Source organism: Pseudomonas syringae CC1557, assembly GCF_000452705.1.
GTDB lineage: Bacteria > Pseudomonadota > Gammaproteobacteria > Pseudomonadales > Pseudomonadaceae > Aquipseudomonas > Aquipseudomonas syringae_F.
In genome coordinates, this window is record NZ_CP007014.1 from 2885879 (window position 1) to 2910844 (window position 24966).

General features: G+C 57.9%; 22 protein-coding genes and 2 pseudogenes. 15 read left to right on the forward strand and 9 right to left on the reverse strand.

Annotated features, from left to right (window positions below; all coding sequences use genetic code 11):
• The first annotated feature begins 53 nt into the window (after window positions 1-53).
• Entirely contained in the window at window positions 54-1001 is a 948-nt protein-coding gene (locus N018_RS13255) for a SphA family protein (protein WP_024643399.1), read from the forward strand.
• 215 nt (window positions 1002-1216) lie between these two features.
• Here the strand turns inward: N018_RS13255 and mhpT are convergent, their stop codons facing one another.
• Window positions 1217-2425: a 3-(3-hydroxy-phenyl)propionate transporter MhpT gene (gene mhpT / locus N018_RS13260; RefSeq protein ID WP_025389920.1), complete on the reverse strand. Its 1209-nt coding sequence runs from the start codon at window positions 2423-2425 to the stop codon at window positions 1217-1219.
• A 325-nt stretch (window positions 2426-2750) separates the two neighbouring features.
• Between mhpT and N018_RS13265 the strand changes: the two genes are divergently transcribed.
• Window positions 2751-4064, forward strand: a complete 1314-nt coding sequence (locus tag N018_RS13265; RefSeq protein WP_025389921.1) for an OprD family porin — start codon at window positions 2751-2753, stop codon at window positions 4062-4064.
• A 15-nt stretch (window positions 4065-4079) separates the two neighbouring features.
• Here the strand turns inward: N018_RS13265 and N018_RS13270 are convergent, their stop codons facing one another.
• Window positions 4080-4568, reverse strand: a complete 489-nt coding sequence (locus tag N018_RS13270; protein ID WP_024643402.1) for a MarR family winged helix-turn-helix transcriptional regulator — start codon at window positions 4566-4568, stop codon at window positions 4080-4082.
• A 212-nt stretch (window positions 4569-4780) separates the two neighbouring features.
• On the opposite strand from N018_RS13270, the gene N018_RS13275 reads away from it, so the two are divergent.
• Entirely contained in the window at window positions 4781-5611 is an 831-nt protein-coding gene (locus tag N018_RS13275; RefSeq protein WP_024643403.1) for a p-hydroxycinnamoyl CoA hydratase/lyase, read from the forward strand.
• A gap of 200 nt (window positions 5612-5811) precedes the next feature.
• On the opposite strand, the pseudogene tnpC reads toward N018_RS13275, so the two are convergent.
• Together tnpC and tnpB are read right to left on the reverse strand one after the other, a co-directional pair.
• Window positions 5812-7450, reverse strand: a pseudogene (gene tnpC / locus N018_RS13285) (IS66 family transposase).
• 18 nt (window positions 7451-7468) lie between these two features.
• Window positions 7469-7777, reverse strand: a complete 309-nt coding sequence (tnpB, locus tag N018_RS13290; RefSeq protein ID WP_003421512.1) for an IS66 family insertion sequence element accessory protein TnpB — start codon at window positions 7775-7777, stop codon at window positions 7469-7471.
• Between the two features lie 132 nt (window positions 7778-7909).
• On the opposite strand from tnpB, the pseudogene N018_RS13295 reads away from it, so the two are divergent.
• The 3 genes and pseudogenes from N018_RS13295 to N018_RS13305 form a co-directional block, all read left to right on the forward strand.
• A pseudogene (locus tag N018_RS13295) lies at window positions 7910-9292 on the forward strand (aldehyde dehydrogenase); the annotation flags it as partial.
• 153 nt (window positions 9293-9445) lie between these two features.
• Window positions 9446-11332 (forward strand): feruloyl-CoA synthase, encoded by a 1887-nt coding sequence (locus N018_RS13300; RefSeq protein ID WP_025389923.1) that lies wholly within the window; start codon window positions 9446-9448, stop codon window positions 11330-11332.
• A gap of 197 nt (window positions 11333-11529) precedes the next feature.
• Window positions 11530-11871 carry a hypothetical protein gene (locus N018_RS13305; RefSeq protein WP_024643406.1) on the forward strand — a complete coding sequence of 114 codons (342 nt, stop codon included), beginning with the start codon at window positions 11530-11532 and terminating at the stop codon, window positions 11869-11871.
• 12 nt (window positions 11872-11883) lie between these two features.
• Here N018_RS13305 and N018_RS13310 read toward each other — a convergent pair whose 3' ends face one another.
• On the reverse strand, window positions 11884-12288 hold the full coding sequence (locus N018_RS13310) for a RidA family protein (protein ID WP_025389924.1): 405 nt from the start codon (window positions 12286-12288) through the stop codon (window positions 11884-11886).
• 142 nt (window positions 12289-12430) lie between these two features.
• Between N018_RS13310 and N018_RS13315 the strand changes: the two genes are divergently transcribed.
• The 3 genes from N018_RS13315 (at window position 12431) to N018_RS13325 (ending at window position 15320) form a co-directional block, all read left to right on the forward strand.
• Window positions 12431-13366 (forward strand): LysR family transcriptional regulator, encoded by a 936-nt coding sequence (locus N018_RS13315; protein ID WP_025389925.1) that lies wholly within the window; start codon window positions 12431-12433, stop codon window positions 13364-13366.
• A gap of 179 nt (window positions 13367-13545) precedes the next feature.
• Window positions 13546-14862, forward strand: coding sequence for an AAA family ATPase (locus N018_RS13320; protein WP_025389926.1), 1317 nt, complete (start codon window positions 13546-13548; stop codon window positions 14860-14862).
• Complete coding sequence (locus tag N018_RS13325) at window positions 14859-15320, forward strand: hypothetical protein (protein WP_025389927.1); 462 nt, start codon at window positions 14859-14861, stop codon at window positions 15318-15320. The genes N018_RS13320 and N018_RS13325 overlap by 4 nt, the downstream gene beginning before the upstream one ends.
• A 6-nt stretch (window positions 15321-15326) precedes the next feature.
• Here N018_RS13325 and N018_RS13330 read toward each other — a convergent pair whose 3' ends face one another.
• Window positions 15327-16244, reverse strand: a complete 918-nt coding sequence (locus N018_RS13330) for a LysR family transcriptional regulator (protein WP_025389928.1) — start codon at window positions 16242-16244, stop codon at window positions 15327-15329.
• Between the two features lie 124 nt (window positions 16245-16368).
• Between N018_RS13330 and N018_RS13335 the strand changes: the two genes are divergently transcribed.
• The 3 genes from N018_RS13335 (at window position 16369) to N018_RS13345 (ending at window position 19054) form a co-directional block, all read left to right on the forward strand.
• Window positions 16369-17124 (forward strand): 5-oxoprolinase subunit PxpA, encoded by a 756-nt coding sequence (locus tag N018_RS13335; protein ID WP_024643412.1) that lies wholly within the window; start codon window positions 16369-16371, stop codon window positions 17122-17124.
• Window positions 17125-17210: 86 nt separating this feature from the next.
• A complete protein-coding gene (locus tag N018_RS13340) occupies window positions 17211-18083 on the forward strand; it encodes a 5-oxoprolinase subunit B family protein (RefSeq protein ID WP_024643413.1) in 873 nt (290 codons plus the stop codon).
• A complete protein-coding gene (locus N018_RS13345; RefSeq protein ID WP_024643414.1) occupies window positions 18080-19054 on the forward strand; it encodes a biotin-dependent carboxyltransferase family protein in 975 nt (324 codons plus the stop codon). Before N018_RS13340 ends, N018_RS13345 begins: the two co-directional genes overlap by 4 nt.
• Window positions 19055-19116: 62 nt before the next feature.
• Here N018_RS13345 and N018_RS13350 read toward each other — a convergent pair whose 3' ends face one another.
• The gene (locus N018_RS13350; RefSeq protein ID WP_024643415.1) at window positions 19117-19695 is read right to left on the reverse strand and encodes a TetR/AcrR family transcriptional regulator; all 579 of its coding nucleotides are present in this window, start codon (window positions 19693-19695) and stop codon (window positions 19117-19119) included.
• 323 nt (window positions 19696-20018) lie between these two features.
• Here N018_RS13350 and N018_RS13355 point away from each other — a divergent pair, with 323 nt between their 5' ends.
• From N018_RS13355 to N018_RS13365, 3 genes are all read left to right on the forward strand, one after another.
• Window positions 20019-21203, forward strand: coding sequence for an L-dopachrome tautomerase-related protein (locus N018_RS13355; protein WP_025389929.1), 1185 nt, complete (start codon window positions 20019-20021; stop codon window positions 21201-21203).
• Window positions 21204-21222: 19 nt separating this feature from the next.
• Entirely contained in the window at window positions 21223-21531 is a 309-nt protein-coding gene (locus N018_RS13360; RefSeq protein WP_024643417.1) for a putative quinol monooxygenase, read from the forward strand.
• A gap of 63 nt (window positions 21532-21594) precedes the next feature.
• Window positions 21595-22164 (forward strand): hypothetical protein, encoded by a 570-nt coding sequence (locus N018_RS13365; RefSeq protein ID WP_024643418.1) that lies wholly within the window; start codon window positions 21595-21597, stop codon window positions 22162-22164.
• A gap of 70 nt (window positions 22165-22234) precedes the next feature.
• Here the strand turns inward: N018_RS13365 and N018_RS13370 are convergent, their stop codons facing one another.
• Both N018_RS13370 and N018_RS13375 read right to left on the reverse strand, forming a co-directional pair.
• Window positions 22235-23197, reverse strand: a complete 963-nt coding sequence (locus N018_RS13370; RefSeq protein WP_025389930.1) for a DUF3829 domain-containing protein — start codon at window positions 23195-23197, stop codon at window positions 22235-22237.
• A complete protein-coding gene (locus N018_RS13375; protein WP_025389931.1) occupies window positions 23187-24860 on the reverse strand; it encodes a J domain-containing protein in 1674 nt (557 codons plus the stop codon). The genes N018_RS13370 and N018_RS13375 overlap by 11 nt, the downstream gene beginning before the upstream one ends.
• Window positions 24861-24966: the final 106 nt, after the last annotated feature.

The window sequence follows — 24966 nt, forward strand, 5'->3', positions numbered from 1 at the left end:
GTCGCGACGTCGGGGCGCTTGAAAATAACAACAATAAGTACAGGAATCACAAGATGCAGAAGTCTATCTTGCGTACCGTTGCGACCACTTCACTGGTTGCGTTGTCATCGACTGCTTTTGCCTATGACTTGCCTGGCCTGAACCTGGGCAACACCAGCTTCTACGACGGATCGCCAGCCCCGGCGGGGCCAGGCTGGTATCTGGAGGAGTACCTCAGCGCTTCCAGGGCCGACCGTTTCAACGACGTCAACGGCAATAAGCTGCAACTTCCCAAACAGGACGTCGATGCTCTGGCAATGACGACGCAGATTATCTATGTCGGCCAGCCGCTGGCCAATGGCGCGATGCCGGGGATTACCGCGATCAACACTTCACTGGCCCATGTCGATGTGGACGATGGGTTGGACAACACGGTGCTGAGCTCGCGAGCTGGTTTTGGCGATGTGGTCATCGGGCCGTTTCTGCAACTGCCGACCCTGACTCGCGCTGACGGCAGCCCGTTGCTGACTCAGCGCATCGAAGCGGATATCTCCGTTCCGGTGGGCGCCTACAACCGTAATCGCTCAATCAATCCTGGCAGTAACTTCTGGTCCTTCAACCCTTACTACGCTGCGACGTACTGGTTTTCGTCAAAATGGTCGGCCAGCGGGCGTTTCATGTACTTGTGGAACGGCAAGAACGACGACCCCCAGGCAGGTTTTGGTAATGTCTCCGACACCCAGGCGGGTCAGGCACTGCATGCCAACCTGACCCTGCAATATGCCGTGAACGAGCAACTGTCACTGGGTTTGAACGGTTACTGGCTCAAGCAATTCACCGATACCCAGGTGGACGGGCACGACGTCAGCGGCCGCAAGGAAAAAGTCTGGGCCATCGGGCCGGGGTTTTTGTATGCGTTCAACAAAGAGAACGTGCTGTCGGTCAACAGCTACTTTGAACAGGGCGCGGAAAACCGTACCGAAGGCAACAAACTGGTGCTGAATTTCCTGCACAAGTTGTAGCCGTCACACAGGACTCTCGTGCCGATGCGCAGCACTCAGCGTGATACACAAGTATTCTGGCCCAAGGCCGTAGGAGCGAACCGGGCGACGCTTTGCTCATTCGCGAAGACCCAGGTAGGAACTCCCTGCGTCTGGCGGCGGTACCGGCCTCTTCGCGAGCAAGCTCACTGTGTATAACGCTGAGTGCGGAGCACCGGTACGAGATCCGGCCGCGATCAGCCAGCCGTTTTGAACGCGCGCTTTTCGACTGGCAGTGATCGTGACAACACCGTGATCGCCGCCAGTGCCGCAATCACCAGGCCTGGCGACGTTGCCAGCAGCACTCCAGTAGTTCCGGCTCCAGCCGCCAGCAGTTGTCCGGCAGCCAATGGTCCGGCGACCGAGCCCAGGCGACCGATGGCCACCGCAGCGCCGACTCCGGTGGCGCGTACCGAGGTGGGGTAGGCGGGCGGTGCCAGGGCATACAGCACCAATTGCGCAGCGATGACAAACACGCCGGCAGCAAAACCGGCGACCGCCATCGGCACTATGCCGACCGACAGCCCGACACCTGCCAGCGCAGCCAGCAGGCCTGCATAGACAAACAGCACCACCTTGATGCCGTTGCAACGGTCCAGCAGCACGCCACCCAGCAATGAACCCAGCGCTCCGCCGATGTTGAACAGCATTTGCACCATGCCCGCCTGCGGCTTGCTGAAACCCTGGCCGATGAGCAGCGAAGGCAGCCAGTTGAGCAGCATGTACATGACGGTCAGGGTGAAGAAATAGCCAACCCATAGCGCCACTGTCGTGCGGCCACGGCCTTCGCCAAACAGCGCGTTGACGGCTGAGTGTCGAACCGCCGATGTCTGCTCTTTGAAAACGCTGGATTCAGGCAACAACAGAATCATCAGCGGAACCACCAGCAGAGGCGCCAGGCCACCAATGATAAAGGTAGTCTGCCAGTGTTCGCTGGTGAACATCGCCACCACCGCGGCCAGTGCGCCGCCCAACGGAACGCCCGAGTACATGACGCTGATGGCAACCCCGCGATGGCGTTCGCTCACGGCCTCTGCGCACAGCGCAATCAGGTTGGGCAGAGCAGCACCCAGCCCCAGACCGGTCATGAAGCGCACCAGCAACAGGCCTGAATAGGTTTCGATGTAGGCAGTGCTCAGCGAAAAGACCCCAAACAGCAGCACTGCACTGACAAGGATATTCTTGCGACCAATGCGATCAGCGATCCAGCCGCCGAAAAAAGCCCCAGGCAGAAGGCCGATGATGCCGGCGCTGAATACCCAGCCCATCATTTTTGGATCAAGTGCGAAGGTCTCGCGCAGGCCTGCCGCTGCTGTACCGGCAGCCTGCAGGTCGAATCCTTCGATAAGCGCGACGATAAAACACAAGACGATAGTCAGCGTCGAGCGACGCAGCGAACGGTTCATGGCAAGCCTCATTGTTGTTTTTGTCGGGTGGCGAAGTCTGTAAGTGAGCGCTGATCACAGCGTCGGTACAGGTGCTCATCAAGGTAACAAAAATAACTAAAAAATGAAGCTGAGCTTTTTATTCGTGGGATTCAGGATTTAACGCTTTAAAAGCATTGAGTTAAGGGGCCTATCTGCCAGGCCCGTTTAAATAGTTAATTTTATTAATGTTCGATTATCGATCACTCTGCATTGACGGCGACGCCGATTCTCTCAATTCTCTGCCCTCGGGCCAGCGTCATGCGGGACCGAATCCAAAAACAACAACAATAACTGGACATCAATCATGCCGAAGCTCAACAGAGGGGCTGTATCCGCCGTCAATTCGTCTGCTACCTGTCGAGGCATTGCACTCGGCCTGTTGGGTATCAGCGTGTTTCCCGAGCCATTGCTAGCCGAGGGCTTTCTGGAAGACAGCCACGGCACGCTGACCTTGCGCAACTATTACATGGATCGTGATTACAAGGATGAGGGCGCGAAGACCGCTACGCGAGAGTGGGCGCAGGGCTTCATCATGAATGTGGAGTCGGGTTTTACCAACGGACCAGTAGGTTTCGGTCTCGATACGCGGGGCCTGGTGGGCGTCAAGCTGGACTCTGCGCCGGATCGCAGCGGCACCGAATTGCTGCCGGTTTCCGCCAGCAGCGGGCGAGCCGCTGACGAATATTCAAGGCTGGCGTTGACGGGCAAGCTCAAGTTCCGTGAAACCACGGTCAAGACCGGCGATGTGTCGATTTTCCTGCCTTTTGCGTTTGCCAGCCCGTCGCGGTTGCTGCCCCAGACCTTTCGCGGTACGACCATCACCTCAAAGGAAGTCGATGGGCTGACCCTGAACGCGGGCTACATCGATCGCCTCAACAAGCGCGACTCCAGCAACTATCAGGCGATCAGCATCGCCTCACCGAATCGGCGCTTCAATGGTGCGGCAACCTCATCCCACATGGGCTATGCCGGGGGTGACTACCAGATCAGCAAGGAGCTCAGCGTGCGCGCTTATCACGCCGAAGTGGACGACCTCTACACCCAGGATACGCTTGCCATGCTGCATAAACTGCCGGTGGGTGACGGCGTATGGACCACGGATCTACGCAGCTTTTTCAGCCGTGATACGGGCAGCGCAAAGGCTGGCGAGGTGGACAACCAGAACCTCTCGGCGCTGTTGGGCTATAGACTCGGTGGGCATAGCGTCAGCCTCGGCTATATGCATTCCAGTGGCGATACGGCGACGCCTTACGTGTCCGGCACCGAACTGATGGGGTTGAGCGAGATGACCATGAGTTCGGACTTCCTCAATGCCAAGGAGCGCACCTGGCAGGCCATTTATGATTACGACTTCACGGCAGTGGGCATCGTCGGCCTGCGCAGCCGGCTGCGCTATGTGCGCGGTGACAACATCGAGCTGGCCGCTTTCAATGCCGATGACCGCAAGGAGCGCGAGTTTCAGATGGAGCTGGGTTATGTGGTGCAAAGCGGACCGCTGAAAAATGTCAGCCTGCTGGCCCGCAAATCGATCTATCGCAATGACTTCCCGGCAGGTGCGGCCTTTCGCGATGAGAACCAGACTCGCTTTGTGGTGCAGTACAGCCTGCCCATCTGGTAAAGGGCGGCGGGCGGCTTATGATTGGTAAACCTTTTTCAGCAGACGCAGCAGGTCCTGGCGTTCCTGATCGTTGAGTGCTGACGTGGAATCCAGATCGCTGTCGATGGCGATCTGTTTCAGTTCGCGCAGCAATGTTTCACCGGTCTTGCTGAGAAAGATGCCGTATGAACGCTTGTCCGGCTTGCAGCGCACCCGTACAGCTAACGCACGGTTTTCAAGTTTGTTGAGCAATGGCACGACCTGCGGCGGCTCAATCGCCAGCGCCTTGGCAAGATCAGCCTGCATCAGACCGGGGTTCTGTTCGATGATCGCCAGCGCGGAGAACTGGGCAGGCCGCAGATCGTGCGCTGAAAGGCGTCCGATCAGGTTCTGGAAGAGCTTGAGTTGTGCCCTGCGCATGGCGTAACCGATCAGATCATCCAGTGCGGAGTCTGTAGGCGACGGAGACTCTTCAATCTGTGCAGTCGCCTGGCAGACATCGTCGAAGTCGGGTGGCTTGGCCATTGAAAATGCGGTCCTTTCATTGTGGGTTCAGCAGATAAGCCATGTAGTTTGCCGGGGTTGGCAGATGCTGGCTATGGGCATACGCGGTTGTGACCGCCATATCCAGAGTGAGTGCCGTGATTTTACTCGATCTGAATAATAGTTAATTGACATAACTATATTTGTCACCTAGTTTTGACTCATCCACGAATCAAGAACAAGAGAGCACCGCCATGAGCAAGTACGAAGGTCGCTGGACAACCGTCAAGGTCGAAATCGAGCAAGGTATCGCGTGGGTCATTCTCAACCGGCCGGAAAAACGCAATGCCATGAGCCCGACCCTTAACCGGGAAATGATCGATGTGCTGGAAACCCTTGAACAGGACCCTGACGCAGGTGTTCTGGTGCTGACCGGTGCGGGTGAAGCCTGGACGGCCGGCATGGACCTCAAAGAGTACTTTCGAGAAGTGGATGCCGGTCCGGAAATCCTCCAGGAAAAGATCCGCCGCGAGGCTTCTCAATGGCAGTGGAAACTGCTGCGCATGTACGCCAAGCCGACCATCGCCATGGTCAACGGCTGGTGTTTCGGCGGTGGTTTCAGCCCATTGGTCGCTTGCGACCTGGCGATCTGCGCCGACGAGGCAACCTTCGGTTTGTCGGAAATCAACTGGGGCATTCCACCCGGTAATCTGGTGAGCAAGGCGATGGCCGACACCGTGGGCCATCGACAGTCGCTGTACTACATCATGACCGGCAAGACCTTCGACGGTAAAAAAGCCGCCGAGATGGGCCTGGTCAATGAAAGCGTGCCGTTGGCGCAACTGCGTCAGGTGACTATTGACCTGGCACTCAACCTGCTGGAAAAGAACCCGGTGGTGCTGCGCGCCGCCAAGCATGGCTTCAAGCGTTGCCGTGAGCTGACCTGGGAGCAGAACGAAGACTACCTGTACGCCAAACTTGACCAGTCGCGCCTGCTGGACAAGGAAGGCGGTCGCGAACAGGGCATGAAGCAATTCCTGGATGACAAAAGCATCAAGCCCGGGCTGGAGGCCTATAAAAGGTAGCCTTTAGCTGCAAGCTGTGGCCTTGAGCTTGAGGCTTGCGGCTTGAAACGTGAAGCTGTTCCCCTGATAAGAGGAATTACCATGCTGGACGTGCCCCTGTTGATTGGCGGCCAGTCGTGCCCGGCGCGTGACGGACGTACGTTTGACCGCTGTAACGTAAGCGCTCCACAAACCCCATCTAACCAAAGACGACGGTGCGTCTAGGAATGCAAACGAGGCGTACAGTTCCACGGCAGCAAGGCTTCGTAATCTTCAACCGAGGTCGCCAGTGGTAGCCGTTCTAATGCGTGGCGCAGCCACGCATAGGGCTCCTGGCCGTTGGCTTTAGCCGTCTCGACCAAGCTGTAGAGTTGAGCACTGGCCTTGGCACCCTTGGGGGTATCGCTGAATAGCCAGTTCTTGCGTCCGATCACAAACGGTCTGATCGCACGCTCTGCCGCATTGTTGTCGATGGGCAAAAATCCAGCTTCGGTATAGCGCAGCAGCTTTTGCCAGTTGCTGGCTAGATAACTGATCGCCTTACCCAGCGCATTTTGCGCCGTGACGTGAGGCAGCGTTTTCTCCATCCAGGTGTGCAACTGAGTCAGCACCGGTACGCTGTTTTGCTGGCTAGATAACTGATCGCCTTACCCAGCGCATTTTGCGCCGTGACGTGAGGCAGCGTTTTCTCCATCCAGGTGTGCAACTGAGTCAGCACCGGTACGCTGTTTTGCTGGCGAGCTTCATAACGCTGCTCATCGCTGCCTTCTTTCAACGCCCGCTCGATACCGTAAAGCTTGTTGATCAAATTCAGGGCAACATCAGCCGCCCGGTTTTGCCCTTGGGCTGCACTTTTTGTGCTTCTACGAACTTGCGACGAGCATGCGCCCAACAACCCAAGCGCTCGACACCGGCTTGCGCTCCAAGCGCGTTGTAACCGGCGTAATCATCAGTCATCAAGTAGCCACGATAGCCTTCTAGCAGGCGCGTCGGTACCTCCTGCGCACGGCTGGTTGAGTAGTCGAAAAGAACAACAGGCTGATTAGGCGGGCCTCCAGTTTGTACCCACATCCAGGATTGACTGGCGGGCTCTCGATCAGGCTCTTTATTAACCTGCACTCGCGTCTCATCGCAGTGGATGACACGACTTTCCAGCAGTCGATCCCGCATCAAGTTGAGCAAGGGTTGCAGATGCTCGCCGCACTGAATCACCCAGCGCGCCAACGTTTGTCGAGGAATATCCATGCCGTGGCGGCCCAACACTTTTTCAAAGCGGTGAAGCGGTAAACCATCTACATATTTAGTGGTAAGCAGCATCGCCAAAACGCTAGGGCTGGCCATGCTCTTCTCGATCACTTGCGCAGGTTTATCAGCAGTGACCGGGGCTGTTTCGCAGTCGCGGCAGGCATAGACTTTTCGGATGTGTTTGATCACGCGGATCTGCATCGGCACGATTTCAAGCTGCTCGCTGACTTCTTCGCCAATGGTGTGTTTGCGGCAGCCACAAACGCAGGTCAGTTCGTGCTCATGCAGTTCGTGGATGACTTCGACGCGGGGTAAATCGGCAGGCAAAGGTTTGCGCTTGCCACGGCGCCTGGTCGGAGCAACGACCTCTTCATCTGAAGCTTCGTCCACAGGCTCGATGACGCTTTCTACTTCATTGAAGAGGGCCAGTTGCGGCGTTGCCGCATCAGCTGTTTGCTCGGACTTACGTCCGAACAAACGCTGAAGCAGGAGGGCATTCTGTTCTTGTAGCCGAATAATCTTTCCCTTATCCAACTGACGCTCGTCGAACATCTGCCCAAGCAGTTGCTTGAGCAGAACGGGATCATCTGGAAGGTTTTCGGGCACGGAATTCATGCCCTGGATTATACCGAATCAGGCTACGAATCGCGGCGTCAAAACTTGATGAGGACGGTTGCGCCAGAGGTCAAAGCCATCGAGCATCCAGTTGAGTTCCTGAACCGTCAGGACAATCGCTTCGTCGGTGGCGTCTGGCGATGTTTTGAATCGTTCGGACTCCAGACGCTTGAGCCAAAGGCAAAAGCCATTGCGCTCCCAGTACAAGATCTTCACGCGGTTGCGTGGCTTGTTGAGGAAGACGAAAAGTACTGGATCAAAGACGGCGACCTTGATGTCCAGTTCGACCAATGCCGCCAGACCGTCGATAGACTTTCGGAAGTCCACAGGCTTGGGTACAGATACACTTTTTCGACTTTGGCATCGGGTCGCATCATGGCGAGCTGGCTCCTGAGGGAATCGGGATCACAGCTTCCGGATCAGCTAAGCACTTTGAATGTGGGGTTTATGGAGCGCTTACGCTGTAACCCGGTAACTGGCGAGGTGGTTTCGCGGATTGCTGCAGCGACTGTCGAGGATGCAGATGCGGCCGTGGCTGCGGCCCAGGCTGCTTTTCCCGGCTGGGCGGCAATGGCGCCCGGCGAGCGCCGTGACCGTTTGCTCAAGGCTGCCGAGCAGTTGCAGGCTCGCAGTGCCGAGTTCATTGCGGCTGCCGGAGAAACCGGAGCAATGGCCAACTGGTACGGTTTCAATGTGCAGTTGGCCGCCAACATGCTACGTGAAGCCGCGTCGATGACTACTCAGATCACTGGCGAGGTGATTCCCTCCAACGTTCCTGGCAATTTTGCCATGGCTTTGCGCCAGCCTTGCGGTGTGGTGCTCGGCATTGCTCCGTGGAATGCACCGGTGATTCTCGCCACTCGGGCCATCGCCATGCCGTTGGCCTGTGGCAATACGGTGGTGCTCAAGGCATCGGAGATCAGCCCCGCTGTGCATCGGCTGATTGGCCAGGTGTTGCAGGATGCCGGGCTGGGTGACGGTGTGGTCAACGTGATCAGCAATGCACCTGCCGATGCAGCGGCGATTGTCGAACGCCTGATCGCCAATCCTGCGGTGCGTCGGGTCAACTTCACCGGTTCCACCCATGTGGGGCGCATCGTTGGAGAACTGTCGGCACGGCACCTGAAACCTGCACTGCTGGAACTGGGCGGCAAGGCACCGTTTCTGGTGCTGGACGATGCCGATCTGGATGCCGCAGTCGAAGCGGCGGCATTTGGGGCTTATTTCAACCAGGGCCAGATCTGCATGTCCACCGAGCGCCTGATTGTCGATCAGAAAGTCGCCGACAGCTTTCTCGCCAAGCTCACAGCAAAGATCGAAACCTTGCGTGCCGGTAATCCGCATGACAGTGATTCGGTGCTGGGTTCGCTGGTGGATGTCAGCGCTGGCACACGTATCAAAGCACTGATCGACGATGCCGTCGGGCTGGGTGCGAAGCTGGTGACTGGCGGCCAATTGCAGGGCAGCATTCTGCAACCGACGCTGCTCGACGGTGTGACTGAGCGCATGCGCCTTTACCGCGAAGAGTCGTTCGGGCCGGTCGCTGTGCTGATACGCGGGGAAGGGGACGAGGCGCTGCTGCGGCTGGCCAATGATTCGGAATTCGGCCTGTCGGCGGCGATTTTCAGCCGTGACACCAGTCGTGCGCTGGCATTGGCCCAGAGGGTCGAATCGGGCATCTGCCATATCAACGGGCCGACCGTACACGACGAGGCGCAAATGCCCTTCGGCGGGGTCAAGTCCAGCGGTTATGGCAGCTTCGGCGGCAAGGCCTCAATCGAGCATTTCACTCAGTTGCGATGGGTGACCTTGCAAAACGGGCCACGGCACTACCCTATTTGATGTTCCTTGTGCTGACAGCAATGTCTTGTAGCCGATACGTTGCCGTCAGTTAGCCATACATAACAATAACAAGGCTGCAGCCAGGTGCTGCTGCGCTCATGTCAGCCGGCCATGTGCCGGCTGGCGAGCGCGCCCTTGATGGAGAGAGCGCACGTGAGTTCCGAAATCAGATCGTCATCCCAGCAGAGTGAAGCCTGCGAGCCTCGCTACCGTGAGGTTGCCATCGGCCACCCGGCCATCGAAGTTCGCGAAGAACAGGGCATTCTGCACATGCGTGCACTTGAGCCGCTCGCGGAATACCCCGACCGATTGCTTGAACGGTTGGTGCATTGGGCCAACGTGCGCCCACAACAGACATTCATCGCTGCCCGCGATAGCCTGGGCGGCTGGCGCAAGGTCAGTTACGCGGACATGCTGACTGACGTCCGGGCCATTGCACAGAGCTTGCTTGATTACGGTTTGTCAGCCGAAAACCCGCTTGCGCTGCTGTCGGGCAACGACATCGAGCATCTACAGATAGCCTTGGGAGCGATGTACGCCGGGATTCCCTATTGCCCGGTTTCACCGGCTTACTCGGTCATGTCCCAGGATTTCGCCAAGTTGCGCCATGTCTGCGACGTTTTGCAGCCGGGCTTGATCTTTGTCAGCGATGCAGCGCTTTTTCAGCGCGCCATCGAGGCTGTGATTCCGGCCGACACCCCCCTGATTGCTGTAAGAGGACAACTGAGTGGCAGGCGCCAGGTGAGTTTTGCCAGCCTCCTGGAGCAGCCCGGAGGCCCTGAAGCCGAGGCCGCTTTTCAAGCCAGCGGGCCGGACAGTATTGCCAAATTCCTGTTCACGTCGGGCTCGACCCGACTGCCCAAGGCGGTAGTCACTACTCAGCGCATGTTGTGCGCCAATCAGCAGATGCTGCTGCAGACTTTTCCAGTGTTTGGCACAGAGCCTCCGGTGCTGGTGGACTGGCTACCGTGGAATCACACTTTTGGCGGCAGTCACAATGTCGGCATCGTGCTTTATAACGGTGGTACGTTTTATCTGGATAACGGCAAGCCCACGGCTCAGGGCTTTGCCGAGACGCTGCGTAATCTCAAGGAAATCTCGCCCACGGCGTACCTCACCGTGCCCAAGGGCTGGGAGGAACTGGTCAGCGCGCTGGAGCAGGATGGCGAATTGCGTGAGCGGTTCTTCTCCCGCATGAGGCTGTTTTTCTTCGCCGCTGCCGGTCTGTCGCAAAGCGTCTGGGATCGTCTGGACCGCGTAGCCGAGCAGCATTGCGGCGAGCGTATCCGCATGATGGCAGGGCTGGGCATGACCGAAGCTGCGCCGTCCTGCACGTTCACCACCGGGCCGCTGTCAATGGCTGGCTACATCGGGCTGCCTGCGCCGGGTTGCGAAGTGTGCCTGGTGCCTGTCGACGGCAAGCTGGAAGGGCGTTTTCGCGGGCCGCATATCATGCCGGGGTACTGGCGATCGCCGCAGCAGACGGCCGAGGTGTTCGATGAAAGGGGTTTTTATTGCTCTGGCGATGCAATCAAGCTTGCCGACCCCGCTGTGCCGGAACTGGGGCTGATGTTCGACGGGCGTCTGGCCGAGGACTTCAAACTGTCGTCGGGGGTCTTTGTCAGCGTCGGGCCCATGCGTAACCGCGCGGTGCTTGAAGGCTCACCTTATGTTCAGGACGTGGTGATCGCGGCGCCGGATCGCGAATGCCTGGGCGTGTTGGTGTTTCCGAGGCTGCACGAGTGCCGTCAACTGTCTGGATTGGGCACGCAAGCCACTGACGCCGAGATCCTGGCCAGTGCGCAAGTGCGCCAATGGTTCAGCGACTGGCTAACGCGCCTGAATCATGGGGCCAACGGCAACGCCAGCCGCCTGGAGTGGATGGTGTTGCTGGATGAACCGGCTTCGATTGATCGCGGCGAAATCACAGACAAGGGGTCGATCAACCAGCGCGCCGTACTGCAATGGCGTGCAGCGAAGGTCGAGGCGTTGTATCGCAATCAGGACCCCGACCGGCTGAGTGCCAAGCCGCAGACGTGAGCGGCGACGGGTGAGGTATGGCCCTGCTATCGAAAACCCCGAGTGACGTGTCAGCCCCGGTATAGGGGCTGACAGCGATCACAAAGCGTCAATTCTCGACGTTAAGCGCCACATCCGGTGCAGATCATCTGTTACCACTTGACCGGATCGGGGCGAACGAGGAATCTCCCGCCTCTGAATACTACGGAGCCTGGTCCATGCGAGCCCTCGCTGAGCTTTCTTTCGATTTCGTCTGGCATTTGATGTTCACGGATGACGATCAGCTCGACCAGGATCTGGCGGTACGCTCGCTGGAAAGTCTGTCTGACTACTTTTCGCAGATGTCCCTCGAAGAGAAGAGGGCGTTCATTGCGGTAGCGCATGCACGCAAGGCGCGTTTGCTGGCTGTGCCTGATGCCGATGGTTACTCCCCCAGGCATCGGGTGACGGAGGACCAGGCGCAGTTTCTGGAACATGTTGTGTCCGGGCAGTTTTTTCAGCGTTTCGAAGAGCCCGTTGAGGTTACCAGCGACTGCGTCGTACCGATCCGCAGCCGCTAGGCGGAGCTTGCATCATGCCGCTGTGTTTGCAGGCAGCCTGGCAATGACCTTGATTTCAAAATCGAAGCCATAAAGCCAGGTCACGCCCACGCCGGTCAGCGTCGGGTGTGGTGGGTTGCCCCAGAATTCCGGGAACACACTCCAGATCCGCTCAAACTTCGCTTCGGGATCGACAATGAACACCGTCACGTCGATCACATCATCAAACGTGCACCCGGCCGCCAGCAGAATCGCGTTCAAATTGGTGAACGCGAGGCGCACCTGCTTTTCGAGGTCCGGTTCAGGAGAACCGTCTTCTCTGCTGCCAACCTGCCCGGACACGAACAGAAACCCGTCTGAGCGGATTGCCGGGGAATATTGATTGCGTTCGTAAAGCGCCTGGCGACCGGCCGGGAATACAACGTCACGTTGGGTCATGGGTTATCTCCATCAAGCGTTGGGAGCGCCCTGGAAACAGGCGATGGAGCGACTGTAGGGGCTTGCACTCGGGTGATAAACGAGCAACCGTGATCATCTCTGTTTGGAAAGGCCAAACAATCCAGCAGGCAGGTGAGTGAAAATGGACCGTTTCGACGCGATGCAAGCGTTTGCCCGGGTGGTGGAAACCGGCAGTTTCACCAAGGCTGCCGGTACGCTGCACATGAGCAAAACCAGCGTGACACAGCTGATTCAGCAACTCGAAGCGCGCCTGCGTGTCAGGTTGCTGAACCGCACCACGCGCAAAGTCAACGTGACCGCCGACGGTGCCGTCTATTACGAGCGGGTGGTCAGGCTACTGGCAGACATGGACGACGCCGAGACCAGCCTGTCCAGCGCCGCATCATTGCCCAGAGGTCGCTTGCGGGTGGACGTGCCCAGCCCGTTCGCCAGCTTGCTGCTGATGCCCGCGTTGCCTGAGTTCCATGCCCGCTACCCGGATATCCAGATCGACATGGGCGTCAGCGACCGGATGGTCGACCTGATCGGCGAAAATGTGGACTGCGTGGTGCGCGGTGGTGAAATAACCGATCAATCCTTGATGGCGCGGCGCGTGGGCGACTTGCAGCTGGGGGTATACGCCGCCCCGAACTACCTGTTGCGAATGGGCACGCCGACTCATCCACGCGAGCTCGAAGACTCGTCTCATCGTGTCGTCGGCTACCTGTGGGCGCGCACCGGCAAGGCGCTGCCCTATGCCATGCACCGCAACGGCGAGCAGGTCCATGTTCAGGGGCGTTACACATTGGCTGTGGATGACGGCAACGCCTATATCGCGGCCGGGCTGGCTGGAATGGGTATTCTCTGGCTACCGGACTACATGTCCCGACCCCATCTGGAGAGCGGAGAACTGGTCCGCCTGTTCGAAGGCTGGCAGCTGGAAAGCATGCCGATGTACGTGGCCTTTCCGCCGAACCGGCATGTCAGCATCAAGGTGCGTGTGTTCATTGACTGGGTCATGACATTGATGGCTGAGCACGCACCGGTCGTTCCGCGCCACGCTCAGATAAATGGATAGCGCCAATTCCGGCTTTTTTGGCGACTTGCAGCTTCGGTAATAATGTTAAATTCCTGACCGGAATGAATAAGCCCTGGGGGGTGAGCCCTTGCGGTCAGACCCTGACGCAGGCGCTCCTGCGCATTTTGGCTAGGTTGTATGGAGAATTACTTAATGACGCTTATGCGAGCTTCAGAAACATGCTGATTTCGATTGAGCTGAAAAATTTCAAGAGCTACGAGAGCGCAAGCCTGCCGTTGGCGGCCATGACGTTTCTGATCGGTGCTAATGCGTCGGGTAAAAGCAACGTGCTCGAGGCCATCCGCCTGCTCAATTGGCTGGCGAAAGGCAGTCGTCTTGAAGACATAACACGATCTATTCAGAGTGGCGACGCGGTGGTCCGTGGGCAGGCAAATGACCTGCTACGCGATCCTGTTGTGAGTTTCAGTCTTGGAGGAAGATTCGAAGGGCTGCCACAGGGCTGGGATCATTTCGAAATTTCGATTGGTCTGGTGGCCGATCAATTAGTGGTCACTGCGGAAAGTGTTGTGAAACCCGACCAGACAGTCCCACTGTATCAGGTCGACGGGCTGGCCAATACTCATTCTGACGAGATCAGAGTGGCCTATAACAACTTCAAGCGCGGAAAGAACAAGCCTCATATCCCATGTTCAAACCGGCAAGCCATCTTCTATCAGCTTGAAACGCCAGGTCGATTCGAATCGGGTCATCATGAATCACAACGTGTCATCCCGGCTGTCACAAAGGCCATACGCGAAACGCTACGCAACGTCGTGTTTCTTGACCCGCAGCCTGTGATGATGCGTGACTATGCCTATGTAAAAGACGACCTTATCAAAGAGGACGGCAGCAACCTTTCGGCTGTGCTTTACCGGATTTCCCAAGTGCCGGAGCAAAAAGCCAGGCTGCTTGCGTTCATCAGGTCTTTGCCTGAACAAGACATCACTGACATTGAATTCATCAAAACTGATCGCAATGACGTGATGGTTCGGTTGGTAGAGTCCTTTGGGCAGAAAAGCAGGACAGTGGATGCACCGTTACTGTCTGACGGAACCCTGCGCGTGCTGGCGGTAGGCGCGGCGCTGTTGACGGCTCCTGAAGGATCACTGGTAGTTATAGAAGAAATCGACAACGGCGTTCACCCCAGCCGCGCGGAGTCTCTGGTCAGGCAGCTTCGGGATACTGCCGCCGAGAGAAAGTTGCGAGTCCTGATGACATCGCACAACCCTGCGTTGATGGATGCACTGCCTGATAGTGCGCTGGCTGATGTTGTCGCGTGTTATCGCGACCCCGAGCAAGGAGATAGCCGTCTGGTGCGTCTGGGCGATCTTGATCGATACCCTGAATTGGCCGCAAAGGGACCGTTGGGGCAACTCATGACGCGGCGCGTTCTGGATAGATTCCTGAAAGACAGCACTACCAGGGATGAGCGCAAGTCGCAGGCGCTGGACTGGTTGGCAGACCTCCGGCAGAGTACAAAAGGAGAGGGGGAATGACAGCTGTCTGTTTGATAGATACTTCAATCTTCGTTGAAATCCTCAATGTACCGATGAAGGCCCAGCAGCACGAGGAAACGCTACTGCAACTGGAACAACGTATTAACGAGGGTGAAGCACTGTTTTTACCAATGGCTACGATATTCGAAACGGGCAATCACATTGGGCAGAACGGTGACGGTGGCACCCGGCGAAGTTGTGCGGAGCATTTCGTGGTGCAGGTTCAGGCAGCGCTAGAGTGTCGTTCCCCGTTCAAAGCGATAAGCTTTTTGCAGGACAATGAGATGAGTGCGTGGTTGCGTGAGTTTCCGGAGCATGCAATGCGCGGTAGCGGACTCGGCGACCTATCCATCATTCATGACTGGCAACGGCTCTGCTCTCTGAACCCGTCGAGAAGAGTTTATATATGGTCGTCAGATGCCCATCTCACGGCCTTTGATCAGTTACCTCGATTGTAATCGATCTCAGCGTCGCGCCGACAACTGCTGTGGGGCCAAAAACGCGTCGTGGAAATAGTTACGGAATGCCTGCATCGCCGGACTTAACTCACGCGCTCTGTGCCAGGCCAGGCCGACGCTCATGGGCGTTACCTTGTCGGTGACAGTCCGGGTCTCGATGCGTTTGCCTTCCAGTGACCAGGGGCGATGTACCAGGTCAGAGAGGATCGCCACACCGCTGCCATTGGCAACCATGCTGCGCACTGCTTCGACCGAGCTGGTGCGCACGCGGACGCTGGGTTGCTGCCCGGCCATTTCCCAGTAGCGCCGCGCACTGTGCTCGGCCTCGTCGACAGTCAGCAGGATGTAGGGCTCGTTTGCCACGTCGGCTAGGCTGACGGAGGCACGCTGACACAGCGGATGATGGCTGGGGAGCCATAAACGGCGCTCGGAATTGAACAGCGTTTCCGAGACGATATCCGGGTGAGTAAGGTTTGCGGTGAGCACCACGGCCATGTCGAACCGACCTTCCAGCAAGCCTTGTTCGATGGATTGCCGTTCCTGCTCATGCACTTCGATGGCGACGTCTGGATGCCAGTGTTCGAGGCGTTGCAGGTGGTGCGGCAGAAAGTAGCCGATGACGGTATAGCTGGCAGCCAGGCGCAATACGCCGCTGGCACGTAGATCGGGCATGGGGCTGTTCAGCGCGTCGTCGACACTGCGCAGAATGACGTAGGCGCGATTGAGAAAGTGCCGGCCGGCGTCGGTCAGGTTCATGCCCTGCGCCGAACGCTGAAACAAGAGTGTGCCGAGCATGCCTTCCAGTTCCTTGATTGCTGTGGTGACGGCCGACTGGGAGATGTTCAGGTGGATGGCCGCCTGCGAGATCTGCCCGATCTCGGCGGTTGCTACGAAATAGCGAACCTGGCGCAGGGTCAGGGACATAAGTACTCCAATCGGTGAGGTATCTGTTTTTCAGAAGGCAGCGTATCTGTTAATAGATCTTCCCAAGGGGTAGGTGTGAATCTAACGTGGTTTCCATCAACTCGATAGACCCTGGAGCAACGCCATGCAAGTGGATTTCAACTCGGACATGGGTGAAAGTTTTGGCGCATGGACCATTGGCGACGGCGTCGATACGGAACTGATGGCGTTCATCAGTTCGGCAAATATCGCCACCGGTTTTCACGCGGGCGATCCCGGCACCATGCGGCGCACGATTGAACAGGCCAAGCGTCTGGGGGTCGCCATTGGCGCGCATCCCGGGTTCCGCGATCTGGTGGGTTTCGGTCGGAGGCACATCAATGCGCCAGCGCAGGAGCTGGTCGACGACATGCTCTACCAACTGGGCGCCCTGCGCGAACTGGCGCGGGTTCAAGGCGTGGCTTTGCAGCACTTCAAACCCCACGGCGCGCTGTATATGCATCTGGCTCGCGACGAGCAGGCGGCCCGGCTGCTGGTGGAAAACCTGCAACGTCTGGAGCCTGATTTGCTGCTCTACTGCATGCCCGGCTCAGTGATCTGCAAGATCGCCGAGGAACTGGGTCAGCCGGTGGTCCGCGAGTTCTATGCGGACCGTGACTACGACCTGAGCGGTTCGATTGTGTTTACCCGTAACGTGCGTGCCCATGACCCGGCTGAAGTTGCGGCACGGGTGGTACGCGCCTGTCAGCAAGGCCTGGTGCGGACCGTTGAGGGCCAGGATCTGGCCATCGAATTCGATTCCATTTGTCTGCACAGCGATACGCCGGGTGCGTTGGCGCTCGCCGAGGCCACACGGACCGCGCTGGACCGGGCCGGGATCGAGGTGCGCGTGCCACGTTGAATTATCAAGGCATCGTGTGCACAGACACACGAGCCAGGTTACTGATCTTTGCCTGCCTTTCTACAACGATTCCAAAAGGAACAGACATGGCTGATCCGATTCGCTACAGCTTTGGTGCCGACGAGCACTTGTTTGCCGAGGTCAGTGACAGTATGTCGCTGGAAGCCTTTTTCACCGGTATGGCTGTGACCCGCGCAGTCGAGCGTCTGGCGCTGGATGGCGTACTTGACGTGTGTCTGGCAAACGCCTCGTTCCAGATTCGTTTCGACCCGGACCGTATTGCCCCTCACGCCCTGCTTGAGGCGGTGCGTGAAGCGGAGTCCGGGGCGGTCGCCGAGCGAACCCTGCAAACCCGGATCATCGAGATTCCCGTGCTGTACAACGATCCCTGGACTCACGAAACCCTGATGCGTTTTCGTGACCGTCATCAGGACCCGAGCGCCACTGACCTGGAGTACGCAGCGCGGATCAACAACCTGGCCGACGTGGATGCGTTTATTGCCGCGCACAGCGGCGCGCCGTGGTTTGTCTCGATGGTGGGTTTTGTGGCCGGTCTGCCGTTCATGTTTCAGATGGTCGAGCGCGAGCGTCAGTTGCAGGTGCCCAAATACCTGCGTCCGCGCACCGATACACCAAAATTGACGCTGGGCCATGGCGGTTGCTTTGGTTGTATCTACTCGGTGCGTGGGGCGGGCGGTTATCAGATGTTCGGCGTGACCCCGGCGCCGATTTATGATCCGCAGCAGAAGTTGGCGTATCTGAAAGAGCACATGGTGTTTTTCCGGCCGGGTGACATCGTGCAGTTCAAACCGCTTGATCGTGATGCTTATGATCTTGCCGTGGCCGAAGTGGAAGCAGGGCACTTCGACCTGCGGATTCGTCCGGTCGAGTTTTCACTGGACGCCTTTCTGGCCGATCCGATCGGTTATCCAAAATCGCTGCAGGAGGTGCTGGCATGATCAAGGTCATCAAACCGGGCCTGGCCACGTCAGTTCAGGACCTTGGCCGCGAAGGCTATTACCACCTTGGCATTCCGCCTTCGGGCGCGCTCGACCAGTACGCGCTCAGTGCCGCCAATCAACTGGTTGGCAATCCGCCAGGTGCAGCAGGGCTGGAGTGCACCCTGGTTGGGCCGGAACTGGAATTTCAGTGCGACACACTGGCAGCCGTCTGCGGTGCCCATATGGCCGCGCGTCTGGACGGCGTGGAAATGCACCATGACACCGCGTTTTTGATCAAGGCGGGGCAGGTATTGCGTTTTGATTTTCCCAAAGACGGCGCCCGCGCCTACCTTGCGGTAGCAGGCGGTATCGATGTGCCGCTGGTGCTGGGCAGCCGTTCGACTTACACGCTGGGCGCGTTGGGCGGTTTTCAGGGGCGCAGACTGGAGGCTGACGACCAATTGCCGATAGGCATTCCCGGCGGCAATGGGCGTGCAGGGGCGAGCCTGCCGATGGCGTTGCGCCAGTCGCTGGGCGGCGAAGTTTATCTGCGTGTGGTGCCGGGCCTGTATTACGAACGCCTGACCGAATTTGCCGCGACCAGCTTTTTCTCCGAGTCGTGGACAGTAGGTTCTGAAGCAGACCGTATCGGCTATCGCTTCAAGGGTGGCCGTGCATTGACCTTTCAGCCTCGCGAGCAGCCGTTTGGTGCTGGCTCTGATCCCTCGAACATTGTCGACAGTTGCTACCCGATAGGTTCGATTCAGGTACCGGCCGGGCTGGAGCCGATTGTGTTGCACCGTGACGCGGTCTCGGGCGGCGGCTACGCGATGATCGGCACGGTTATCAGTGCTGACCTGGACCTGATCGGCCAGATGCAACCCAACCAGAAAGCCCGTTTCGTCGCGGTCACCCTGGAAGATGCTTTGCTGGCGCGAAAATCCTACAAGAAGAAACTGGCCTGCCTGAGCAAGCTGTTTCCGTCCTGAAGAGATCAGCGGGCAGGGCGCAATGGACTTGTCCTGCTCGCTGCCTCGAGCGAACCGGTGAGTCAGCCTGCACTGGCTTTCAATTGCCTCTGCATGCTGGCGCGACAGGCGTCGAGTATCTCGTCCGCCAACGGTGAGTCGTCCGGGCAACTACGCGACAGCAGCACTGCGCCCAGCGCATGGGCAAACATGTCAATGGTTTTCGCCCGTGCCCGCTGGCGGATTGCGTCATCGGTCTGTGCATCGGCAGGCGCCAAGGCCGTCAGCATCCGCTCTATGCCGTCAGCAAACGTCTGTTTGACACCGTCCGACTGACGCGCAGCGTCTCCGCCGAGCGCGGCCATGGTGCAGCCAGTGCCGGGATTGTCACGGTGTTCTCTGGACAGGTAATAGTCGATGAACTGCGCAGGGTCGATACCCTTCGACTGTTCTACAGTCTGCGCAATTGCGCAGGCCGCCGCTTCTGCCATCAGGTCAGACTTCGAGCCGAAGTGTTTGTAAAACCCGCCATGGGTAAAGCCCGCCGCTGCCATCAGGTCAGCCACCCCGACACCGTCGTAGCCGTGCTCACGGAACTGAACAGAGGCCGTCTCGACAATGTGTGCCCGGTTGGCTTGGGCCTGCGCCTTGGTGACTTTCATGTGCGTTGCCTCGTTTGCCTGCTCCATTCGACAGGTCGCAAGAATAGCATTGATGTTGACCGTCATTAAAGTAATGGTCGATCAGCCGCCTTTAGCCTCGCATAAGGTACTGATCACGTTGCAAGGGACGCGGATCTTCGCCTGAGCGTTGAAAGTGTTTGCGCATTTCCCTGCGTTTTTCTTTGTAATGAAAAAGACCAAACTACTCGCAGTCTTGTCTATTCCACATCCTTGAGCAGCGTGTCTTGATGAACGTCATCACACGTCGTGCGCATCAACCTTGATACCGACGGGCGGCCCGGCTGGTCCGTCAGGAGAGCAGCATGCACCGAAAGACCATGTCCGCAGCACTTGCCATCATTTCGGCAGCCAGTCTCACTACCTCGTTGGCCTATGGCATGACTGCTACCGAGTTGCCTGCCAGCGCACCGGCTGACAAACGCATCGGCAAGCTTGAACAGGTCCATGCCTTCTACGACGCGATGCCTACCGGCGTGACGGTCTCCGAAAAGGGGCGAATCTTCGTCAATTTCCCTCGCTGGGGTGACAAGGTGCTTTTTACGGTCGGTGAGATCCGTGACGGCAAAGTGGTGGCCTACCCGGATCTGGCGGTCAACCGGGAAAATCCGAAAGACCCCGGCGACGGTCTGATCAGCGTGCAAAGTGTGGTGGCCGACGGCAAGGGACGCGTCTGGCTTCTGGACACCGCAGCGCCGGAGTTTTCCTCACCGCGTCCAGGGGGCGTCAAGCTGGTTGCGGTAGACCTGGCCAGTAACAAGATCGTCAAGCGACTGGTATTTCCGGATAACGTCATATTGCCCGGCACTTATGTCAACGACATGCGTTTCGACTTCCGCAAAGGCTCGGAGGGCACGGTGTATGTTACCGACTCGTCGGTGAGCGGTCCGGGCGCGATCATTGTCATGGACATCGCCAGCGGGCAAGCAGTGCGGCGCTTGAGCGGGGCGAAGGCAACGTCCGCAGACCCTGATTTCGTACCCGTCGTTGAAGGCGTGCAGGTGCTTGGCCAGGGGCCGGACGGGAAGCACAAACCTGTCACCGTTGCGTCCGATGGCATTGCGCTGTCGGCAGATGGCAAGACGCTGTATTTCTCACCTTTGTCCAGCCGCCATCTTTACTCGGTCGCCACCGACCTGTTGAACGACAGCAAGGTGACTGAGCCGCAACTGGCCGCAGCGGTCAAGGATCTAGGGGAGAAGGGCGCTTCCGATGGTCTGGAATCTGATGCAGACGGTGCTGTGTATGCAGGCGACTATGAGCACAACGCAATTCGCAAGCGTCTGCCGAATGGCGACTGGGAGACGGTCGCGCACGATCCGCGCATGCTGTGGCCTGACACCCTGTCAATTGGCCCGGATGGCTATCTGTATTTCATCGTCAACCAGTTGCACCGTCAGGCAGGCTTCAACTCCGGCCAGGACAAACGGGAAAAGCCATACAGTTTGCTGCGCGTGAAAATCGGCGCCGCACCTGCACCTACGCATTGATTGAATTGGAGAATTGAGAGTGAGTACACAGACAAAACACGTGGTATTGATCGCGGTATTGAAAGCCAAGGCAGGCAAAGAGTCGGCATTGAAAGAAGCATTATCTGCGCTGGTCGCGCCAACCCGATCAGAGCCGGGGAATATCGAATACGTGTTATTCGAGAAGCGTGATGAGCCGGGGACGTTCTACATGCGTGAATGTTTCAAGGATCAGGCTGCTCTGGATGCGCATGTTGCTGCGCCTCACTATCAGCAGTTTGCCGCTGCAAGCGGCGAGTTGTTTGCAGAAGCGCCGCAACTGATATTCCTTGATCCGGTATCGAACTGAGTCGGTGCAAGGGCTCGGCACGTCCGAGCCCGGCTCGGGAATGTCTGGAGCACAGTTAAACGTATGATGAGCAACATCTTTCAAGATATATGTATCCTGGCCGATACCTTTGTCAATCCATACTTGAGAGACGCTCACATGCTTACTATCAACACAAAGACTTTGAGTGGAAGTGAGCTTTCTTTGCTAAAGGATGCTGCCAAAGCAGAGTCCGCAGATCAGGCGAGCGCGGCATCGACGGGCTCGGCAACAGCGGCGGCTCCAGCGGCGGCTCCAGCGAGCGTTAAAGTTTCTCTATCGAGTGCAGGCATCACCAAAGCTGCTGCTGATAGCGATCCAAACCGCGATATCAAAGAGAGCGATCTGCCGGGTAACGTCAAGGACACGCTGATCCGTATTCGCGAGTTGAAGCAGCAAATCGCTGAAAAAATGGCTGAGCTGCAGGCAGTCATGGCCGATAGCAGCCTGTCTCCGCAAGCCAGACAGGTTAAGGCTGGTGCACTGCAAACGGTCCTTGCGGGGTTGAATGCCGGACTGATGAGTGCCAACGCTGCGCTGCAGAAAGCGTCAAGCAATGGCGGCATGTCAGACGGTCAGGCAAAACAGGCCGCGATAATGGCGATGAAGGGCTGAGAAACGATCCGTTCACATTTGCCAACACGACGGGCAGCCGGGATTTCTGGCTCTCGCCGTCTGGAAGTCGTTAATACTGTCCCCGTACCGTCGCGTTGTATCGCGAAACGAGCTGATCGTAGTGTTGCTCTGCTTCCAGCAGGTCTTTGTTCAACTGCTCGACATCCGCGTGATGGGCCCAGTGCTGTTGCAAAGTCTCCAGCGTGAGAAGCCAGGCTTGCGCGGGGTCCTTGATCACCGTCCATACCGGGTGTTTCTGGTTGGCAGACTTGAGATTCGGCATTTTTTCGAAATAACGTTCGGCGTCCTTCAATGCATCGGCGAGTTTGCCATGCAAGGCTTTGAGCTCATCCGGGCTCAGGCGAGCGTTTTCGCCGGTCTGGTCCAGGTAGTTGATGGTTTGTCGGGCGAGGATCATGAAGTTGAGCGTATGCCAATGCTGATCGTGGCCAAGTCGATACTCGATGGCCGCGAGTTGCTCGTTGCGGGCAAGGAATTGAGGCTCTTCGAAGAGTTTTCGAATCACAAGCCCGCGTTGTTTCAGTTCTTGCATACCCTGGGCGATGTCTGCATCCAGCTGCTGGGCAAGCTCGATATCGGGATGTGGCTGATTATAGAGCGTCTCAGCCTCTACTGTTTTGTCGCGTAGTGTATTGAACGTGTCGTTATACCCGGTCACGGCGTCAACCAGCGGATCAGAATTGTCGTTGAACAGTTGTGGATACAGGATATGGCAGGATGGGCGCTCATAGTTCGCGCTGGAACTACTGCGACCACCCATTGCAAAGCTTCGGATAAACGGCAGCTGACTTTGCGTGCCATCGACCAGTATTTGATAGTGCTTGCGATAGTCGGCATAGCGCTCAGGCAGAATAGTTTCCTCAAATACCAGGCATGCCGCTGCTTCCCGCACGATTGAAGTGTCAGCGATTGGGCCTGTCGGAACGCGGCTGGTGTTGGTCAGTCTGTGGTGAGCCCAGACAATCACCACGAAAACGCAGATAGCGGCGGCGAACGCGCGGTTACTGATCATGGTCAGCCTCCAGCGATGACGAAGGTGCATACCACTGCTGATGAGAGGGAGGCTGACAGGATTGGCGTGTATCGAGTAGGGCCGCGCACAGTCTCTTCGGCCATGCCTGCAGGCCCTGATTCTCCTGCAAGGGGCGGTAGTTGATGACGGTGCCGGCGATGAACAGCAACGACACCGCCAGCCCGGTCATTGTGCCGATCAACAGCTCTCTGGTCAGCGAGCCAGGAGCGGTTGAAAATCTCCCTTTCAGCCATTCCGGCCAGGCAATGCGGGTCCTGACAGCGGCTATTGCAAGCACGCTGCCGTACACCAGCAGTGCTTTCCATCCGCCGATCATGTATGCCGGTACGGCAGGCAGCCAACTGACCGTGCTTTCTCGTAACAGCAACGGGACCGGACGACGCAGCGTAAGCCAGTGGCCAACACGCTGGGTGATTAGCTCGTCAAGACGCCACGCAAAGGCGCCGACTAGCTGGCAGCCGACGTAGAGCAAACCTGCCAGCAGGCCAAGCGCACCCATGATCAGCAACAGGGCGGTCATTGTCTCGGCCGGATCACTTCCCAGGCGGTAATAGCCGTCCCATGCGCTGACGGACGCTGCGCCCAGGATTGCGAACGGCAACGCCCAGAACGACGTCTTGCGACGCAGCGGACGCCAGAAGTACAGATCTTCACCGGGCACGTTACTCGCCAGGCCCGGGTAATGTCGCTCTACGGCATTGGCCAGCGACTCACAGGCTTGCCAGTCAGCCGGGGTAAAGCGCGCGGCCAGCGAAACGCGAGCATTTTCGCTCATGGGCAGAAACAGCATGCGGGCTGCACGTGAGCCAGTACTGTCGATTTTCTGCGTGGCCATACGCAACTGCTCTTCCAGAAACATGGCCTGTCGGCTGCGGGCCAGCAACTGACTCCAGAAAGGCTCTGGACACAATGTGCGGCTGCCGGGTTCTTTCCAGCCTTGCAGCTTGCACACTGCGTCGAAGATGGGACTGGACCAGGCTTCAGCGTTGGACAGCAATCGAGCGAGGTATTTGTTGAGCCACATGCGCCGATCCAGCGTCTGCATCCACGCCGTTTTGTCGAGGTGTTGGCACAGACGGGTAAAGGAGGTGGTATCGCCACTGTTCAGCGCCGCCGCCAACTGCTGTTCGGTGTTGCGTAACAGGTTATTCAGAACAGTGTGCGTTGCATGCAGGGACAGATCGTTACGCTGCCACGCGCTCAGCCATTTGAAGTGCTCAACGGCGCGCTCTGCCAGTTCGCAGGCATCGACGGTGCCTGACTGGCAGTGTTCAAGCAGGCCTTCTTCGAACGCCTGCTCGCACTGCATGGCTCGGGCTTCTTCCAGTCGCTGGTCAAGATTCTCGACCGTGACACCTTCGAGCAGCGCATCAGCCTTTCGACGATCAAGAGTTGACGTGCTGAGCGCCTCGGCCCACGTCGATAGCTCGGGAGCGGGCGCAAGCAAAGGGCTTGGCTGTTCTGTCAGCTGCTCCTCGACTTCGGCAGTCCAGCTCAGTGCCTGCTCGTAGGCATCACGCAGACGCTGAAAGCCTGCCGGATCTTCGTCCGGTCGGTGCTGTTTGAGCAGCGCAGCATAACGGCGTTTGATACTGCGCAGGTCAGAAGGGGCGTCGAGCCCCAGAATGGACCAGCAATTCACTGCGTTACGCTCACGTCTGTGCCAGCAACCATGGGGCCAGGAACTCCTTGTATATAGACAGGCATGTAGAAGCGCCCGGGCGAGGTGCCCGGACGTTCAATTAACA

What these genes read in the sequence shown, in the direction of transcription:
- N018_RS13255 (WP_024643399.1), top strand. Translation starts at nt 54, where the DNA reads ATGCAGAAGTCTATCTTGCGTACCGTTGCGACCACTTCACTGGTTGCG.
- mhpT (WP_025389920.1), bottom strand. Translation starts at nt 2,425, where the DNA reads ATGAACCGTTCGCTGCGTCGCTCGACGCTGACTATCGTCTTGTGTTTT.
- N018_RS13265 (WP_025389921.1), top strand. Translation starts at nt 2,751, where the DNA reads ATGCCGAAGCTCAACAGAGGGGCTGTATCCGCCGTCAATTCGTCTGCT.
- N018_RS13270 (WP_024643402.1), bottom strand. Translation starts at nt 4,568, where the DNA reads ATGGCCAAGCCACCCGACTTCGACGATGTCTGCCAGGCGACTGCACAG.
- N018_RS13275 (WP_024643403.1), top strand. Translation starts at nt 4,781, where the DNA reads ATGAGCAAGTACGAAGGTCGCTGGACAACCGTCAAGGTCGAAATCGAG.
- N018_RS13305 (WP_024643406.1), top strand. Translation starts at nt 11,530, where the DNA reads ATGCGAGCCCTCGCTGAGCTTTCTTTCGATTTCGTCTGGCATTTGATG.
- N018_RS13310 (WP_025389924.1), bottom strand. Translation starts at nt 12,288, where the DNA reads ATGACCCAACGTGACGTTGTATTCCCGGCCGGTCGCCAGGCGCTTTAC.
- N018_RS13315 (WP_025389925.1), top strand. Translation starts at nt 12,431, where the DNA reads ATGGACCGTTTCGACGCGATGCAAGCGTTTGCCCGGGTGGTGGAAACC.
- N018_RS13320 (WP_025389926.1), top strand. Translation starts at nt 13,546, where the DNA reads ATGCTGATTTCGATTGAGCTGAAAAATTTCAAGAGCTACGAGAGCGCA.
- N018_RS13325 (WP_025389927.1), top strand. Translation starts at nt 14,859, where the DNA reads ATGACAGCTGTCTGTTTGATAGATACTTCAATCTTCGTTGAAATCCTC.
- N018_RS13330 (WP_025389928.1), bottom strand. Translation starts at nt 16,244, where the DNA reads ATGTCCCTGACCCTGCGCCAGGTTCGCTATTTCGTAGCAACCGCCGAG.
- N018_RS13335 (WP_024643412.1), top strand. Translation starts at nt 16,369, where the DNA reads ATGCAAGTGGATTTCAACTCGGACATGGGTGAAAGTTTTGGCGCATGG.
- N018_RS13340 (WP_024643413.1), top strand. Translation starts at nt 17,211, where the DNA reads ATGGCTGATCCGATTCGCTACAGCTTTGGTGCCGACGAGCACTTGTTT.
- N018_RS13345 (WP_024643414.1), top strand. Translation starts at nt 18,080, where the DNA reads ATGATCAAGGTCATCAAACCGGGCCTGGCCACGTCAGTTCAGGACCTT.
- N018_RS13350 (WP_024643415.1), bottom strand. Translation starts at nt 19,695, where the DNA reads ATGAAAGTCACCAAGGCGCAGGCCCAAGCCAACCGGGCACACATTGTC.
- N018_RS13355 (WP_025389929.1), top strand. Translation starts at nt 20,019, where the DNA reads ATGCACCGAAAGACCATGTCCGCAGCACTTGCCATCATTTCGGCAGCC.
- N018_RS13365 (WP_024643418.1), top strand. Translation starts at nt 21,595, where the DNA reads ATGATGAGCAACATCTTTCAAGATATATGTATCCTGGCCGATACCTTT.
- N018_RS13370 (WP_025389930.1), bottom strand. Translation starts at nt 23,197, where the DNA reads ATGATCAGTAACCGCGCGTTCGCCGCCGCTATCTGCGTTTTCGTGGTG.